This is a genomic window from Nocardioides marmoriginsengisoli, from assembly GCF_003725695.1.
Lineage (GTDB): Bacteria > Actinomycetota > Actinomycetes > Propionibacteriales > Nocardioidaceae > Marmoricola > Marmoricola marmoriginsengisoli.
Genome location: NZ_RJSE01000005.1, coordinates 142,203 through 158,365, shown reverse-complemented (window position 1 = coordinate 158,365; position 16,163 = coordinate 142,203). Strand labels below are relative to the sequence as shown.

14 protein-coding genes are annotated in these 16,163 nt (G+C 71.1%); 6 read left to right on the top strand and 8 right to left on the bottom strand.

The window, feature by feature from the left end; translation table 11 throughout:
* Nucleotides 1-3: 3 nt before the first annotated feature.
* On the bottom strand, nt 4-1,983 hold the full coding sequence (locus tag EFK50_RS06640; protein ID WP_123226781.1) for a mannosyltransferase YkcB-related protein: 1,980 nt from the start codon (nt 1,981-1,983) through the stop codon (nt 4-6).
* Nucleotides 1,984-2,047: 64 nt separating this feature from the next.
* On the bottom strand, nt 2,048-3,217 hold the full coding sequence (locus EFK50_RS06635; protein ID WP_123226780.1) for a nucleotide sugar dehydrogenase: 1,170 nt from the start codon (nt 3,215-3,217) through the stop codon (nt 2,048-2,050).
* 83 nt (nt 3,218-3,300) lie between these two features.
* Between EFK50_RS06635 and EFK50_RS06630 the strand changes: the two genes are divergently transcribed.
* Genes EFK50_RS06630 through EFK50_RS06615 form a run of 4 tightly spaced genes read left to right on the top strand, consistent with a single transcriptional unit; the run spans nt 3,301 to nt 7,281 of the window.
* Nucleotides 3,301-4,281, top strand: coding sequence for a UDP-glucuronic acid decarboxylase family protein (locus EFK50_RS06630; RefSeq protein WP_123226779.1), 981 nt, complete (start codon nt 3,301-3,303; stop codon nt 4,279-4,281).
* On the top strand, nt 4,278-5,366 hold the full coding sequence (locus tag EFK50_RS06625) for a glycosyltransferase family 4 protein (protein WP_123226778.1): 1,089 nt from the start codon (nt 4,278-4,280) through the stop codon (nt 5,364-5,366). The genes EFK50_RS06630 and EFK50_RS06625 overlap by 4 nt, the downstream gene beginning before the upstream one ends.
* Nucleotides 5,363-6,511: a glycosyltransferase family protein gene (locus tag EFK50_RS06620; RefSeq protein ID WP_123226777.1), complete on the top strand. Its 1,149-nt coding sequence runs from the start codon at nt 5,363-5,365 to the stop codon at nt 6,509-6,511. The genes EFK50_RS06625 and EFK50_RS06620 overlap by 4 nt, the downstream gene beginning before the upstream one ends.
* A gap of 47 nt (nt 6,512-6,558) precedes the next feature.
* Nucleotides 6,559-7,281 (top strand): class I SAM-dependent methyltransferase, encoded by a 723-nt coding sequence (locus tag EFK50_RS06615; protein WP_123226776.1) that lies wholly within the window; start codon nt 6,559-6,561, stop codon nt 7,279-7,281.
* Here EFK50_RS06615 and EFK50_RS06610 read toward each other — a convergent pair.
* Together EFK50_RS06610 and EFK50_RS06605 are read right to left on the bottom strand one after the other, a co-directional pair.
* Nucleotides 7,278-8,705 carry a sensor histidine kinase gene (locus EFK50_RS06610; protein WP_246004066.1) on the bottom strand — a complete coding sequence of 476 codons (1,428 nt, stop codon included), beginning with the start codon at nt 8,703-8,705 and terminating at the stop codon, nt 7,278-7,280. The two genes, EFK50_RS06615 and EFK50_RS06610, sit on opposite strands and share 4 nt — an antisense overlap.
* A complete protein-coding gene (locus EFK50_RS06605; RefSeq protein ID WP_281273997.1) occupies nt 8,702-9,433 on the bottom strand; it encodes a response regulator transcription factor in 732 nt (243 codons plus the stop codon). Before EFK50_RS06605 ends, EFK50_RS06610 begins: the two co-directional genes overlap by 4 nt.
* Before the next feature lie 152 nt (nt 9,434-9,585).
* Here EFK50_RS06605 and EFK50_RS06600 point away from each other — a divergent pair, with 152 nt between their 5' ends.
* On the top strand, nt 9,586-10,014 hold the full coding sequence (locus EFK50_RS06600) for a hypothetical protein (RefSeq protein WP_123226774.1): 429 nt from the start codon (nt 9,586-9,588) through the stop codon (nt 10,012-10,014).
* A gap of 42 nt (nt 10,015-10,056) precedes the next feature.
* The gene (hrpA, locus tag EFK50_RS06595; protein WP_281273996.1) at nt 10,057-13,803 is read left to right on the top strand and encodes an ATP-dependent RNA helicase HrpA; all 3,747 of its coding nucleotides are present in this window, start codon (nt 10,057-10,059) and stop codon (nt 13,801-13,803) included.
* On the opposite strand, the gene EFK50_RS06590 is transcribed toward hrpA, so the two are convergent.
* The 4 genes from EFK50_RS06590 to EFK50_RS06575 form a co-directional block, all read right to left on the bottom strand.
* The gene (locus tag EFK50_RS06590; protein ID WP_246004086.1) at nt 13,804-14,109 is read right to left on the bottom strand and encodes a type II toxin-antitoxin system PemK/MazF family toxin; all 306 of its coding nucleotides are present in this window, start codon (nt 14,107-14,109) and stop codon (nt 13,804-13,806) included.
* A gap of 50 nt (nt 14,110-14,159) precedes the next feature.
* Nucleotides 14,160-14,606, bottom strand: coding sequence for a type II toxin-antitoxin system PemK/MazF family toxin (locus tag EFK50_RS06585; RefSeq protein ID WP_123226771.1), 447 nt, complete (start codon nt 14,604-14,606; stop codon nt 14,160-14,162).
* A gap of 142 nt (nt 14,607-14,748) precedes the next feature.
* Nucleotides 14,749-15,372, bottom strand: coding sequence for a hypothetical protein (locus EFK50_RS06580; RefSeq protein WP_123226770.1), 624 nt, complete (start codon nt 15,370-15,372; stop codon nt 14,749-14,751).
* A gap of 13 nt (nt 15,373-15,385) precedes the next feature.
* Entirely contained in the window at nt 15,386-16,087 is a 702-nt protein-coding gene (locus EFK50_RS06575) for a hypothetical protein (protein ID WP_123226769.1), read from the bottom strand.
* Nucleotides 16,088-16,163 lie beyond the last annotated feature (76 nt).

Genomic DNA, 16,163 nt, shown 5'->3' with positions numbered 1-16,163 from the left:
CGTTCAGCCGTTGCTCCCGGACAGGTCGTAGAGGGTGATCCCGTCGACGGTCTGCGCGGTGAAGTTCGCGCTCACCCAGGCGCTGATCTCCGAGCTGGTACTCCCGCCGGCTCCCGGCCCGCCGCCGTTCCCGCCGGCGATGAAGTAGTGGATCTCGCCGTTCGCGACGTAGGTCTGGAACTCGGCCAGCGTCGGGGACGGATCGGACCCGTTGAAGCCGCCGATCGCCATCACCGGCAGCTCCGAGGCCAGCTGGTAGCCCGACGCGGTGTTCGAGCCGATCGCCGCCGCGGCCCAGGTGTACGACGACGCGCCGGTCTGCAGCAGCGCGGTGATCGCCGTGGTCGAGGTGCTGCCGTTCAGCAGCCCGCCGGCTCCGCCGCCTCCGGGACCGCCACCGGGACCGCCACCGGGACCGCCACCTGCCGCAGGAGCTCCCTGCGGAGGCTGACCGCCACCGGGGCGAGGACCACCGCCCGGCCCGCCACCCGGCCCACCGCGACGGGCGTCGCCGGACACGCTCGGCCCGGCTGACGGGATCGACCCGGTGTGCGCCACGCTCGCCGTCTGGACGGCGTACGCCGCAGGCCCCGCCAGCGCGCTGACCAGGGCGACGCCGGCGACCGCAGCCGCCCAGCGCCGGGGCAGCCGGTGCACGCCGAGCAGGGCGAGTGCGGCGCCGAGACCCGTGACGACCACCAGCGGTCGCAGCCAGGGCTGGAAGTCCGGCGACCGGCCGAGCAGCACGAACGCGGTCGCGGTGGTCAGCGCGGCGGCGACGGCGAGCACCGCCCGCGCGACCGGGTCGTGCCGGTCCCGCCAGATCGCGGCCGAGCCGATGCCCACCAGTGCGGCGATCGCCGGGGCGAGCGCGACGGTATAGTACGCGTGGAAGATCCCTGCCATGAAGCTGAAGGTCAGCCCGGTGGCCACCAGGGTGCCGCCCCAGACGACGACCGCCGAGCGGATCCGCGGGTCGCGCCGCGCCACCCAGAGCGCTCCGGCGCCGAGGACCAGGGCGGCCGGGACCAGCCAGGCGACCTGCCCGCCGATCTCGCTGTTGAACAGTCTGCCGATCCCGGTGGCTCCCCAGCCGCCACCGCCGGCACCGGCGTTGCCGCCCGCCGAGCCGGTCTCGTTGCCCGAGAGCCGGCCGAGGCCGTTGTAGCCCAGGGTCAGCTCCAGGATCGAGTTGTTCTGGGAGCCGCCGATGTATGGCCGGGACGAGGCCGGCCAGAGCTCGACGATCGCCACCCACCAGCCCCCGGCGAGGACCATCGCGCCGAAGGCGGCCAGCAGGTGCACGATCCGGCGGCCGATCGGGGTGTGCGCGCAGACCAGGTAGGCGAGCGCCAGGGCCGGCAGCACCAGGAACGCCTGCAGCATCTTGGCCAGGAAGGCCAGGCCGACCAGACCGCCGCCGAGGACCAGCCAACGCAACGGGCGGCCGGTCTCGGTTCGGGACTCGTCGATGGCGCGGAGGGTGGCGACGCCGGCGCCGGTGAGCAGCAGCACCAGCATCGCGTCGGGGTTGTTGAACCGGAACATCAGCGCCGCGACGGGAGTCAGCGCCATCGCCGCGCCGGCGAGCAGCCCAGCCGGTGCCGATCCGGTCGTCCGGGAGACCGTGCGATGGATCAGGGCGACCGTCGCGACACCGGCGAGCGCCTGGGGGACCAGGATGCTCCAGCTCGACAGGCCGAAGAGGCGCACCGAGAGCGCCATCGGCCAGAGCGCCAGCGGGGTCTTGTCGACGGTGATCGAGCTCGCCGCGTCCGAGCTGCCGAAGAAGAACGCCTTCCACGACTCGGAGCCGGCCTGGACCGCGGCGGAGTAGAACGAGTTGGCCCAGCCGGACTCACCGAGGCCCCAGAGGTACAGCAGCGCGGTCGCCGCGAGCAGGCCGGCGTACGCGGCCTGGAGGGGGCGGATCCGGACGGCGGAGCGGGCGAGCTGCTGGGGGAGAACGCTGAGGGAGGTCATGCCTCCGAGGTTGACCGTCCGCCCTGCGACGACCTTGTGCGGCGTCTGTGCAGTCTCTGTGGACCTACTCGTCGTTCCCGTAGATGTCGCGGGTGTAGACCTTGTCGGCGACGTCGTCGAGCGCGTCGGTACGGCGGTTGGCGATGATCACGTCGGCGCGCTTCTTGAACTCGTCGAGGTCGGAGATCACCTCGGAGTTGAAGAAGAGCTCGTCCTCCAGGGCCGGTTCGAAGATCACCACCTCGATCCCCTTGGCCTTGATCCGCTTCATCACGCCCTGGATCGAGGAGTCTCGGAAGTTGTCCGAACCGGCCTTCATGATCAGCCGGTAGACGCCGACCGTCTGCGGGTTGCGGCGCAGGATGTCGACGGCGATGAAGTCCTTGCGGGTGGTGTTCGCCTCGACGATCGCGCTGATCAGGTTCTGCGGGACCTCGCGGTAGTTGGCCTGCAGCTGCTTGGTGTCCTTGGGCAGGCAGTAGCCGCCGTACCCGAAGGACGGGTTGTTGTAGTGCTTGCCGACCCGGGGGTCGAGCCCGACGCCCTCGATGATCTGCCGGGTGTCGAGCCCGTGGCTGAGCGCGTAGGTGTCCAGCTCGTTGAAGTAGGCGACCCGCAGTGCCAGGAAGGTGTTGGCGAAGAGCTTGATCGCCTCGGCCTCGGTGGACCCGGTGAAGAGCACCTCGATGTCGGTCTTGATGGCGCCCTCGACGAGCAGGTCGGCGAACCGGCGGGCCCGCTCGTCGTCGGCGCCGACGACGATCCGGGACGGGTGCAGGTTGTCGTAGAGCGCGTGCCCCTCGCGGAGGAACTCGGGGGAGAAGATGATCGACGCCCCGGGGTGCTCCTCGCGCATCCGGGCGGTGAACCCGACCGGGACGGTCGACTTCACCACGACGGTCGCCTCCGGGGCGAGTGCGACGACGTCGGCGATCACCGACTCCACCGAGCCGGTGTCGAAGTAGTTGGTGCGCTCGTCGTAGTTCGTCGGCGTCGCCACCACGACGAACTCGGCGCCGTCGTACGCCTGGTGCTTGTCGAGGGTCGCGGTCAGGCTGAGCGGCCGCGTCGCCAGGTACTCCTCGAGCTCGGCGTCCTCGATCGGGGACTGCCGCGCGTTGATCTGGTCGACCTTCTCCGGGACCAGGTCGAGCGCCCAGACGTCGTGGTGCTGCGCCAGGATCACGGCGTTGGACAGCCCCACGTAGCCGGTTCCGGCGATGGTGATCTTCATGCGGCGAATCCTACTGTCGGCCGATGGCCGGGACCGGTGGGTTACGTGAACGTGGGAGGTGCTTGTCGGCTAAGTTCCCTCCCATGATCCCCAACCCCGTTCCTGATGTCCCGGGCCCGCCCAAAAGGGTGCTGATCACCGGTGGTGCCGGCTTCATCGGCTCGCACCTGACCCGGCGGTTGCTCGACCAGGGACACGACGTGCTGGTGGTGGACAACTTCTACTCCAGCACCCGCGCGAACCTCTACGACCTGCTCGACGAGCCCCGCTTCGAGCTGATGCGCCACGACGTCACCTTCCCGCTGTACGTCGAGGTCGACGAGATCTTCCACCTCGCCTGCCCGGCCTCGCCGGTCTTCTACCAGCGCGACCCGGTGATGACCACGAAGACCTGCGTGCACGGCTCGATCAACATGCTAGGCCTGGCCAAGCGGACCGGCGCCAAGATCCTGCTCGCCTCCACCTCCGAGGTGTACGGCGACCCGGCCGTCCACCCGCAGGAGGAGTCGTACTGGGGCAACGTGAACCCGATCGGCCTGCGCTCCTGCTACGACGAGGGCAAGCGCTGCGCGGAGACGCTGTTCTTCGACTACTACCGCCAGCACGACCTGCCGATCAAGGTGGCCCGGATCTTCAACACCTACGGCCCGAACATGCTGCCCAACGACGGCCGGGTGGTCTCGAACTTCATCATGCAGGCGCTCCAGGGCCAGGACCTGACCGTCTTCGGCGACGGTGAGCAGACCCGTTCGTTCTGCTACGTCGAGGACCTGGTCAGCGGCCTGATCGCGCTGATGGACTCGCCGCCCGAGGTGACCGGCCCGATCAACATCGGCAACCCGGGCGAGTTCACCATGCTGGAGCTGGCTGAGAAGGTGATCGCGCTGGTCGGCGGGGAGAGCAAGCTGGTCCACGAGCCGCTGCCCACCGACGACCCGGTCCGCCGCAAGCCGAACATCGACAAGGCGCAGAGCCTGCTGGGCTGGAGCCCCACGGTCTCGCTCGACCAGGGCCTCAAGCCCACCGTGGAGTACTTCCGCGGGCTGGTGGAGGCTGTCCAGTGACCGGTCCCGTGACCGAGCGCCTCCGGATCTACCTCGCTTGGCAGTACATCACCGGCTACTCGACCTCGGGCATGCAGGAGCTGCACGCTGCCGGGCACGACGTCCGGCTGATGTACCAGGAGACCAAGACGGCGTTCTGGGGCGCGTTCAACGACGAGGAGCTCACCGAGGGCCTGCACGCGACCGGGTGGACCGGTCAGCCCGACGTCGACCTGCTGCTGGCCGAGCTCGAGGAGTTCCAGCCCGACGTCCTGGTCGTGAACTCGTGGCACATCCCGGCGTACATGAAGGCTGCCCGGAAGTGGCGCGGCAAGGCGCTGCGGATCGTCGTGATGGACCACCAGTGGCACGGTACGGCGAAGCAGTGGCTGGGCCGGCTGACCCGGGAGATCTACATCCAGCGCGCGTTCGACGCCGCCTTCATGCCCGGTGACGAGCAGGCGGAGTTCGCCCGGCACCTCGGCTTCAAGCAGCACGAGATCATCACCGGGCTCTACACCTGCGAGACCTCGTTCTTCACCGGGCCGCAGGTGCCGCCCAAGAACGCCTTCCTCTTCGTCGGCCGGCTGGTCGACACCAAGGGCCTCGACGTGCTGGCGGCGGCGTACAAGAAGTACCGCAGCGAGTCCGAGGATCCGTGGCCGCTCACCGTCGCGGGGATGGGGCAGATGGAGGAGGAGCTGAAGGCGATCGACGGCGTCGAGCTGCTCGGCTTCGTGGCGCCGCGGGACCTGCCCGGGGTGATGGCCGACACCGGCTGCCTGGTGCTGCCGAGCCGGTTCGAGCCCTGGGGCGTGGTCATCCAGGAGGCGGCAGCCTCGGGTCAGGCCGTCATCTGCACCAGCGCCTGCGGTGCCGCCTCGCGCCTGGTCAACGACGGGTACAACGGCCGGGTGGTCGCACCGGACCGGGTGGAGGAGCTGACCGAGGCGATGCACTGGATCGCGAACGCCGATCCTGCCAAGCGCGCCCTGATCAGCGAGCGCAGCGTCGAGCTGGCCAAGCAGTACACCCCGGAGCGGTGGGTCGAGCAGCTGGTCAACAAGTCGATCCAGCTGCTGCCCGAGGCGCGTGGTCCGCGGTGAGCCGGTCCGTCACCGTCATCGTCGAACCCGACCCGAGCGGGCACCGCTACCAGGCGGTGGCGAACGTCGCCGCGGTCGCCAACGAGTACGACGACGTCGTGCTGCTGACCTCCACCGGGGCGTCGACGAGCGAGGCCTTCGACGTCTACCTCGCCGAGACGACGTTCCTGCGGGTGGAGGAGGTGTTCACCGAGGTCTACCCGCCCACCCGGGAGATGGCCGCCGCAGTGGCCGCGAAGGCCCGTGAGCTCGACGTCAGCACCGCCGTCGTGATGGATGCCGACCAGTCCCTGAAGAAGTGGTTCTACGTCGCCCGCAGCGAGTTCAAGGGCCTGCCGCGCAAGCCGCGGGTGGTCTTCATGCTCACCCGCTACCCGGCGAAGCTGAAGCTGACCGACTCGTTCGGCTGGAAGTTCCGGATCTCGAAGTCGGCGCTGGCCGTGGTCGCGATGGCGACCGGGACGCTGCACCACGTCGCCGGCTTCTCCGGGCGTGACGACATGACCAAGGGCTGGATCGTCAAGCGCGCCCGGGACCCGGAGATCTGCTCCGCGCACTCCCGGGACCGGGCGGCCATCCGCGCCGAGCTGGACCTGCCCCAGGACCGCAAGATCGTCGGTATCTTCGGCCAGCTCACCGAGCGCAAGAACGCTCCGCTGGTACTGGACTCGCTCAAGGCGGCCGGGCTCGACGACGTCGACCTGCTGCTCGCGGGCAGCGTCCTCCCGGAGGTCTGGGAGTGGATCAACCAGCTGCCCGAGGCCGACCGGGCCCGGGTGATCGTCCACGACGGCTTCCTGACCAACGAGCTGATGGACAAGCTCGTCGCGGCGGTCGACGCGTGCCCGATCGCGCTGACCAACAACGGGCCGAGCGGGATCATGGGCAAGGCCAGCGCGGCCGGCGTACCGGTGATCACCGCGGGGTCCGAGGTCCGGGCCCGTGAGCTGGTCGCGACCGACGGCGGTGAGGTGGCCGAGCTGACCCCGGAGAGCATCGGGGCCGCGATCAAGCGGCAGTTCGCGAAGGACCCGGACGCGCCGCGGCGCAACACCGTCCCGCCGGCCACGGCGGACGAGTTCTCCCGGAGCCTGCTCGGCGTCGACGCGCACGGGAAGGTGCTCGGCCGGAGCCCCCGCCGATAGGGCGATTCCGGCCTTCGGGACGGGCCGGGTCCGGTAGCCTTCCCGGCGTGAATCCAGAGCGCGAGTCAGCCGACAAGCACGAGACCGATACCCAGGTCCCGGCAGCCTTCCTCCTCAAGACCCCGCGGTTGCGGGTCGCCATCCGGGAGACCGTCCGCGCGCTCAACACGCCGGTCGCGAAGGTCCGGATGCGACGGGCCGTCGCGAAGTCCGACCGCCCGATCAAGCTCGAGATCGGCGGCCTGGTGCCGCGCGACGGCTGGATCATCACCAACGTCAACGCGACCACCCGCAACTACCTCGACGCCACCTCGCCGTGGCCGGTCGAGGACGGCTCGGTCTCGTACGTCTTCACCGACAACGTGATCGAGCACATCCCGCTCGAGGCCGGCCGGGCGATGCTCGCGCAGGCGTACCGGGCGATGCAGCCGGGCGGCGTGATCCGCTTGCTCACCCCGGACATCAAGAAGCACGTCGAGCTCTACCTCAGCGGTGCCACCGCGGTGGACAGCGACGTCGCCCAGGCCTACAAGGCACTCGGCATGACCGTGGAGCACCCGATCGACCTGATCCGGATCCCGATCGGCAGCTTCGGCCACCACGAGGGGTACGTCTACGACTTCGAGATCCTCGAGGCCGAGCTCAAGCGGGCCGGGTTCCACTCGGTGATCCGCTGCGAGATGGGCGAGTCCGAGCACGAGGCGCTCCACGGCATCGACTTCCGCCTCGACCAGGAAGGCGCCCAGCTGATCGTCGAAGCCACGCGCTAGCGCGGGAGTCGGACGACGAAGGTCGTGTCGCCCGGCTGGGAGACGACCTCGGCGGTGCCGCCGTGCGCGGTGGCGATCGCGCTGACCAGGGAGAGACCCAGTCCGGCCCCTCCGGAGGCGCGGGTGCGGCTGGAGTCGCCGCGGGTGAAGCGCTCGAACGCGGCGTAGGCGATGTCCTCGGGCAGCCCCGGGCCGTCGTCGTGCACCTCGATCCGGACCTCGTCGTCCCCGGTGCTGACCCGCACGGTGACGGTGGTCCCGGCGGGGGTGTGGTTGCGGGCGTTGTTGAGCAGGTTCGTGACCACCTGGTGCAGCCGGGCGGCGTCGCCGGTGACGGTGACCGGCTCGTCGGGCAGTCCGAAGCGCCAGTGGTGGTCGGGCGCGAGCACCCGGGCGTCGGCGACCGCCTCCAGCAGCAGCCGGGTCAGGTCGACCTCCTCGCGCACCAGCGGCCGCCCCGAGTCGAGCCGGGCCAGCAGCAGCAGGTCCTCGACCAGCGCCGACATCCGGCCCGCCTCGGTCTCGACCTTGTTCAGTGCGGTGCCGAGCACCTCGGGGTCCTCCGGCGTACGGCGGGAGAGCTCGGCGTACCCGTGGATCGTGGAGAGCGGGGTCCGCAGCTCGTGGGAGGCGTCCGCGACGAACTGCCGGACCTGCTGCTCGCTGCGGTGCCGGGCCGCGAGCGCCCCGTCCACGTGGTCGAGCAGGGTGTTCAGGGCTGCGCCGACCTGTCCGACCTCCGTCTCGTCGTCGGTGAGCTCGTCGGGGACCCGGGTGCTGATCGTGGTCTCGCCGGTGGAGAGGTCCTGGGTGGCGACTTCGCGGGCGGCCTCGGCGACGGCGTGCAACGGTTGGAGCTGGCGCCTGACCAGCCAGGTCCCGGCGACCCCGGCGATGCCGACGCCGAGGAGGGTGAGGAGGGCGAAGGTGCTGATCAGGCTGGCCAGGGTGTTGTCGTTGTCGTCGGTGGGCAGGCCGACGATGAAGGTGTAGCCACGGGGATCGTCGTCCTGCAGCACCCGGTAGGTGGTTCCGTTCACCTTGATCGAGTGGGGGGTACGGCGGTCGGCCACCGCGACGACGCGCTGGGTGCTCGACGTCGACAGGTCGGTCAACGAGTCGGTGTCCTCCTGCACGATGCCGCCGACAGCAGAGCTCGGTTGCGTCGTCGGCATGATCACGACGAGGCTGCCCGGCAGCAGTCTGTTCGTCTCTTCGGGGGTGGGGACGTCCGGGCTCCTGACGGCCATGCTCGGTCCTGTCGCTCGACGGAGCGCGTCACTGACCTGGCCGTCCAACCTGTCGCTCAGGATCCCGCGCATCACCAGGGTTGCGCTGAACGCGACCAGGATCCCGACCACCGCCACCAGCGCCACCGCCGTGACCACCAGGCGACTGGTCAGGCTTCTGGGCAGCAGGTTCACGCCTCCACCGGCTTCAGCACGTACCCCGCACCCCGCATGGTGTGGATCATCGGTTCCCTCCCGGCGTCGATCTTCTTCCGCAGGTAGGAGATGTACAGCTCGACCACGTTGGCCTGCCCGCCGAAGTCGTAGTTCCAGACTCGGTCGAGGATCTGGGCCTTGGACAGCACCCGCTTCGGGTTCCGCATCAGGTAGCGGAGCAGCTCGAACTCGGTGGCGGTGAGCTGGATCTGCTCGCCGTCGCGGCTGACGTCGTGGGAGTCCTCGTCCAGCACCAGGTCGCCGACCGAGAGCACCGAGTGGTCGGCGGTGGCCTGGGCTCCGGCCCGCCGCATCAACGCGCGCAGCCGGGCGACCACCTCCTCGAGCGAGAACGGCTTGGTGACGTAGTCGTCCCCACCCGCGGTCAGCCCGGCGACCCGGTCCTCGATCGCGTCCTTGGCGGTCAGGAACAGCACCGGTACGTCGTCCGCGTCGGCGCGGAGCCGGCGCAGCACCTCCATACCGTCGAAGTCGGGGAGCATCATGTCCAGCACGATCGCGTCGGGAGCGAACTTCCGCGCCGCCGAGACCGCCTTGGCGCCGGTGTGCGCGACCTCGACGTCCCAGCCCTCGTAGCGCAGCGCCATCCTCAGCAGCTCCGCGATGTTCGCCTCGTCGTCGACGACCAGGACGCGGAGCGGGCTGCCGTCGATCCGGGTCAGCTCGGGGCCGCGGGACGTGGTCATGATCCAAACCTCATGGTCACAGCCTGGCCCATCTCCCGCCCGGTTCTCCATGACTGGGCTGTGAGAATCCTGTGAACCCGTGCCGGTGAAGTCGCATCGGGTTGCTGGCTCGTGCACAGGTCGGGCACAGGTTCGCCGTCCACGGTGTGCTCATGGCAGAGAACACGGACGAGAACCTGACGAACGAAGCTGACGCCGTCGACGAGACGGCCGTGCAGCCCACGACCCCCGAGGTCCCCGCGGCGCCGGACGCCTCCGCGGTAGCAGCGGCACCGCGGCTCCGGGACCGGATGTGGTCCTTCCGCGCGATGATCGCGGTAGCCGCTGCCACCCTGCTCCTCGGCGGTGCCGGCGGCGCGAGCCTGGTCGCCGCGACCAACGGCGGGAACGACGGCCCGGACCGGGTCGGTCGCTTCGCCGGTCCCGGCGGCGGCATGGACGGCCAGCACCGGGGCCCCGGCGGGTACGGCGGCCCGCAGTTCCGCCAGGACGGGCCCCAAAGCGGGCAGCAGAACGGGCAGCAGGACTACCAGCAACAGGGTCCCCAGCAACCCCCGGCTGCTCCCGGCAGCGCCTCCTGACGATCAACTGATTGGCGTGCCCCGGACGCCACCCGTCAGACTGTGCGGGTTGTGGATATCAAGTTTCCCGCCGAGCTGCCGGTCTCGGCCCGCCGTGAGGACATCGCCGAGGCGATCCGCGATCACCAGGTGGTCATCGTCGCGGGGGAGACGGGCTCCGGGAAGACCACCCAGCTGCCCAAGATCTGCCTGGCGCTGGGCCGCGGCGAAGGCGGTCCCGGCGGAGGACTGATCGGCCACACCCAGCCGCGCCGGATCGCCGCGCGGAGCGTCGCGGAACGGATCGCCGCCGAGCTGGGCACCGAGCTCGGCGACGTGGTCGGCTACCAGGTCCGGTTCACCGACCGGACGTCCGCGGCCGGCCGGGTCAAGGTGATGACCGACGGCATCCTGCTCGCCGAGCTCCAGCGCGACAAGCTGCTGCGCCGCTACGACACCCTGATCATCGACGAGGCCCACGAGCGCAGCCTGAACATCGACTTCCTGCTCGGCTACCTCAAGCAGCTGCTGCCGAGACGACCGGACCTCAAGGTGGTCATCACCTCGGCGACGATCGACGTGCAGCGGTTCGCGGAGCACTTCGCCCGGGACGGCGTACCGGCTCCGATCGTCGAGGTCTCCGGCCGGACCTATCCCGTCGAGATCCGCTACCGGCCGCTGGTCGCGCTCCCGGAGGATGACGAGGACGGCGAGCCGCTGGTCCGCGACCAGACCGAGGCGATCGTGGCCGCGGTCGACGAGCTGCGCACCGCCACCGACGGCGACATCCTGGTCTTCCTGCCCGGAGAGCGCGAGATCCGGGACACCGCGGACGTGCTGAAGAAGCGTTCGGAGGGACCGCGGGGCTTCGACATCGTCCCGCTCTACTCCCGCCTCTCCGAGGCCGAGCAGCACCGGGTCTTCGAGCAGCACTCCCGGCGCCGGGTGGTCCTGGCCACGAACGTCGCCGAGACCTCGCTGACCGTCCCGGGGATCACCGCGGTGATCGACACCGGCGTGGCCCGGATCAGCCGCTACTCGGTGCGGACCAAGGTGCAGCGGCTGCCGATCGAGCCGATCAGCCAGGCGTCCGCCAACCAGCGCTCGGGCCGCTGCGGCCGGATCGAGGCCGGGATCGCGATCCGGCTGTACTCCGAGGAGGACTTCGAGGCCCGGCCCGAGTTCACCGAGCCGGAGATCCTGCGGACGACGCTGGCCAGCGTGATCCTGCAGATGACCTCGCTCGGTCTCGGTGACGTGGCCCGGTTCGGGTTCGTCGAGGCACCCGATGCCCGCAACATCCGGGCCGGGATGCTGCTGCTGACCGAGCTCGGGGCGATCAAGGAGCACACCGGTGGCCGGTCCACGCCGCGGCTGACCGGGGTCGGCCGCTCCCTGGCACGTCTGCCGATCGACCCGCAGCTGGGCCGGATGCTGCTCGAGGCCGACCGCCTCGGCTGCCTGCGCGAGGTGCTGGTGATCGCCTCCGCCCTCTCGCTCCAGGACCCGCGCGAGCGACCGGTCGAGCACCAGGCCCGGGCCGACGAGATGCACGCGCGGTTCGCCGACCGGCGCTCGGACTTCATGGCCTGGCTCAATCTCTGGGACCACGTCCGCAAGCAGCAGAAGGAGCTCGGGTCGAGCGCCTTCCGCCGGATGTGCCGGGCTGAGCACCTGAACTACCTGCGGGTGCGGGAGTGGCAGGAGTTCGAGAGCCAGCTCCGCCAGGTCGCCAAGCAGGTCGGCCTGAAGCCCGCGCGGTCCGGTGACGGCCGGGCCGGCGAGGACCTGATCCACCAGGCCCTGATCGCCGGTCTGCTCTCGCACATCGGGCTGCGCGACCCCGACCGCCGCGACTACCTCGGCGCTCGCGGCGCCCGGTTCTCGATCTTCCCGGGCTCGGGGCTCTTCAAGAGGCAGCCCGACTTCGTCGTCGCCGCCGAGCTGGTCGAGACCTCCCGGCTCTGGGGACGGCAGTGCGCCGTCGTCGATCCGCTCTGGGTCGAGCGGATCGGCGCCCACCTGGTCAGCCGCTCGTTCTCCGAACCGCACTGGTCCAAGAAGCGCGCCGCGACGCTGGCCCACGAGCGGGTCACCCTGTACGGCGTCCCGCTGGTCGCCGACCGGCTGGCGGACTACGGCAAGCTGGAGCCCGCCCTGGCGCGAGAGCTCTTCATCCGGCACGCGCTGGTCTACGGCGAGTGGAACACCCGGCACCGGTTCCTGGAGACCAACCGGGCGCTGCTCGAGGAGGCCGAGGAGCTCGAGCACCGAGCCCGCCGCCGCGACCTGGTCGTCGACGAGCACACCCTCTTCGACTTCTACGACGCGGTGATCCCGCCCGACGTGGTCTCCGGGGGCCACTTCGACGGGTGGTGGAAGGTGGAGCGCCGGGAGCGCCCGGACCTGCTGACGTTCGACCCCGCGATGCTGGTGCACGCCACCGCCGAGGAGGTCGCCCCCGGCGACTATCCCGACGAGTGGCGCGAAGGCTCGCTGGCGCTGCCGCTGAGCTACCACTTCGAACCGGGGGCGGAGCAGGACGGGGTCCGGGTCGACGTACCGCTGGCGACGCTGAACCACCTGGGCGGCCAGGCCTTCAGCTGGCACGTCCCGGGCCTGCGCGAGGAGCTGGTGATCGCGTTGCTCCGGTCGTTGCCGAAGCAGCTGCGGGTCAACTTCGTGCCGGCGCCGAACGTCGCCAAGGGCTTCCTCGCCGCGGTGCCGCCGGGGGAGGAATCGCTGACCGACGCGCTCGCCCGGCACCTGCGCGCGGTCACCGGGGTGGCGGTGCCGCCCGAGGCGTGGGACTGGGCGAAGGTGCCCGGCCACCTCCGGCCCACGTTCCGGATCGTCGACGAGGACGGCGCGGTGCTGGGCGAGGGCAAGGACCTCGAAGCCCTCAAGCGACCGTTGCGCCCCTCCTTCGAGGCCGCGATGGCCGGTGCGGCCGCGGAGTCGGGCCTGGCCACCACCGGGCAGACCATCTGGACCTTCGGGACCCTCGAGCAGTACTTCGTGCAGGTCCGGGCCGGCCACGAGGTCCGCGGCTACCCGGGGCTGGTCGACGAGGGCGACACCGTGGGGCTGAAGGTCTTCGCGTCGGAGGCCGAGCAGGCGGCGCAGCACCGTCGCGGCATCCGCCGGCTGCTGAACCTGAACGTCCCGGCCCCCGATCTCACCATCGGGCTGGACAACGCCACGAAGCTGGCGCTGGCGGCGTCGCCGTACCCGGCCGTGAAGGCGCTGCTCGCCGACTGCGTGCTCGCCGCGATCGGCGACCTCACCGTCGAGGTCTGGGACGCGGCCTCGTTCGAGGCGCTGCTGGCCGAGGTCACCCGCGCGCTGCCCGAGCGGGCCGCCGAGATCCGGGCCGACGTCCTGCGCGTGCTCGCGGCGGAGCGCGAGGTGGACCGGCTGCTGCACGGCCGCGTCGACCTGGCGGTGCTGCCGTCGATGAACGACATGCGCCAGCAGCTCGGCCGCCTGGTTGCGCCCGGGTTCGTGGTCGAGGCCGGCGGTACGCAGCTGCGCGAGTTCCCGCGCTACCTGGCCGCGCTGGCCGAGCGGCACCGCAAGCTCCCGGAATCGCCCGGGAAGGACCTGGAGCTGATGTCCAGGGTCGCGGAGTTCCAGAACGGGTGGGAGCAGCGGATGGCCGCGCTGGCACCCGGGCGCCCCCCGGACGCTGCTCTGGAGCGGTTGCGGTGGCTGGTCGAGGAGTATCGCGTCTCGCTCTGGGCGCAGCACCTGGGCACCCGCGAGCCGGTTTCCGACAAGCGCCTCCGCGACGCCCTGGGGCAGGCCTAGCTAGCGGTACCGCCGCGACGCGCGAACGACCTCCGCGAACAAGTCCTCGTCCAGCTCGGCGCCTTGGCGACGGACGTCGTACACGCTGACGGTGAGGACCCGGTTCAGCTGCACCTCGCTGCTGCGCCCGCTCCGGTCCCAGTCGCCGCTGCCGAGGTCCATCCAGACCTGCTTGCGGCGCTGCTGGTCGGTCCGGGTGCGCAGCGGCAGCGCGGTGATCCGGGCGCCGTCGACCGCGAGCACCAGCACCGGGCGGTCCTTGCCCGCGCGGGAACCCTCCTCGAAGGCGACCCAGGTCCAGACGATCTCGCCGGGGAACGGGCGGCCGTCGACGGCGGGCGAGTACGGCGGCCTGGTCAGGACGGCCCCTGGGGCAGGTACGGCGTCGCGGCGGCGATCACCGCGTCGAAGGTCGCGCGGGGCAGGGCGCCGCCCTCACGCCGTACGGACTGGACGTCGAGGACCAGCACCCGGTTCAGCCGGACCTCGCTGGGCCGGCGCTGCCGGTCCCAGTCGCCGCTGCCGACATCCATCCAGAACCGGCCGGCCCGGGCCTCCTGGGCGGCGTCGCGGTCGTGGTCCTTGCTGGTCAGCGGCAGTGCGATCACCTGGCCCCCGGAGACCGCGATCACCAGGATCGGGCGGTCCTTCCCCTGGCTCGGGTCCTCCTCGTACGGCACCCACGCCCAGCAGACCTCACCGGGATCCGGTTGCCCGTTGCTCGCCGGCGCGTAGTCGGCGCGCAGCGCCGGTCGGCGGGCACCAGCGCCCCGGCGGAAGAGCTGCGGAAGTCGGAACGCCATGACCCGAACGCTAGTCGAGGGCGGTTGCAGATGGGTGCGCCGGGCCGGGAGCGCCTCACGGCGCGTGGCCGCTCGTAGCGGCTTTATTTAGGTCCCGGGGCTGCCACGGCCCGGCGCCCCTGAATTCTAACCCAGCGCAGGTCTACGTGAGTCGTCCTTCGAGCTCGAGGCGGGCCGCGTGGTGCAGCTGGTCGGCGAGGGTGAGCAGCCGCGAGGCCGACAGGTCGACCTGGTACGACGACCCGTGGTCGCTCTCGGTCCGGGCCCGGCCGGCGGCGGTGACCCGCGCGAACGCCGCCGCCCGGAACAGGGTGTCCGCGAACTCGCCGACGACCACCCCGGAGAGGACCGCGTCGACCAGCGAGCGGACCTCGTCGGCGCCCGGGGGTTCCTCGACGCCGGAGATCGCCTCGGCCACCGGAGCGAGTGCGCGTCCGCGGTCGAACTCTTGAGCCGCCGTCCGCGGGTCGGCGTGCACCCAGGTGCGCAGCAGGTAGAGCCGCCAGAGCGCGCCGGCGAGCGAGTCCGAGGGCGCACCCGCCCAGAGGTCCGCCAGGGTCTCCAGGCCTTCGGTGTCGGCGAGGTGCACCACCCGGGAGACCAGGTCGCTGTCGGCCTGGTCGCGAGCGCCGCGGACCAGCGCGGTGGCGGCGCGCTCGGCCGCCTCGGCGAGCACCGCCGGGTCCACCCCGTGCGCGGTGGTCTCGATCGCCTCGAAGTGCCCGGCCCCGGGCAGCTGGGGCCGGTGGTGCGCGCGCTCGCTCATGACCCCAACGTACTCAGCCGAGCCTGACCGCCGCGGCCTTGACCATCGCCACCATCGGCTCCTTGCCGGCGGGGTAGTTGTAGTCCTGGCCGATGCTGTCCATCGTCAGCACCGCGATCCGGGTGCCGGAGGTGACCAGTCCGACGGCCTGGAAGAGGCCCTCGTCGGCGTGGGCGGCACTGACGGTGAGCAGGTACCAGGAGCCGCCGTCCACGGTGGTCAGCGTGCCGGCCTTCACGGTCTTGGTGCCGCAGCGCTTGTGCCAGCTCTTGAGGACCTTGAGCGCGGTCGCCGTGGTGGTGGCGTCCGGGAACTCCGCGATCTGCTCGGCGGCGTTGTCGTCGGTGTCCACCGGCGGGAAGTAGGTGCGTTCGACGACCTCGGTCGCGCCGATGCTGACCAGGTCGACCTTCGCGCAGCGGCCGAACGGCTCCGAGTCGGCCGGACCGGTCTCGCCGTCCTGCCAGCGCCACGACGCGTTCAACCCCGGTACGGCGTCCGTGGGGAGCAGCCGGTCGGTCAGCGTCGCCGGCGTGGTGGTCGGCGTCTCCGTCGGTGTCGGGGTCGGATCGGGCGTGGTCACCGGGGGAGCGCTGGTCTCCGGGGACTCGCCCGCGGGGGACTTGGCCGGCGAGTCGTCCTCGGACGCGCAGCCGCCGAGTCCGAGAGCGAGCGTGATGAGCAAGGCGGGCGCGACACGAGAGAGCGAAAGCATGCCCTGAGCCTAGGGGCGTTCTCATCGCGGCTGGGTCCTCCTGGCCCGTGCGGCGTGTCCGGCTATCGTGAGCGTG

Coding starts and splice junctions, on each gene's coding strand:
- EFK50_RS06640 (WP_123226781.1), bottom strand. CDS start 1,983: ATGACCTCCCTCAGCGTTCTCCCCCAGCAGCTCGCCCGCTCCGCCGTC.
- EFK50_RS06635 (WP_123226780.1), bottom strand. CDS start 3,217: ATGAAGATCACCATCGCCGGAACCGGCTACGTGGGGCTGTCCAACGCC.
- EFK50_RS06630 (WP_123226779.1), top strand. CDS start 3,301: ATGATCCCCAACCCCGTTCCTGATGTCCCGGGCCCGCCCAAAAGGGTG.
- EFK50_RS06605 (WP_281273997.1), bottom strand. CDS start 9,433: ATGACCACGTCCCGCGGCCCCGAGCTGACCCGGATCGACGGCAGCCCG.
- EFK50_RS06600 (WP_123226774.1), top strand. CDS start 9,586: ATGGCAGAGAACACGGACGAGAACCTGACGAACGAAGCTGACGCCGTC.
- EFK50_RS06585 (WP_123226771.1), bottom strand. CDS start 14,606: ATGGCGTTCCGACTTCCGCAGCTCTTCCGCCGGGGCGCTGGTGCCCGC.
- EFK50_RS06580 (WP_123226770.1), bottom strand. CDS start 15,372: ATGAGCGAGCGCGCGCACCACCGGCCCCAGCTGCCCGGGGCCGGGCAC.
- EFK50_RS06575 (WP_123226769.1), bottom strand. CDS start 16,087: ATGCTTTCGCTCTCTCGTGTCGCGCCCGCCTTGCTCATCACGCTCGCT.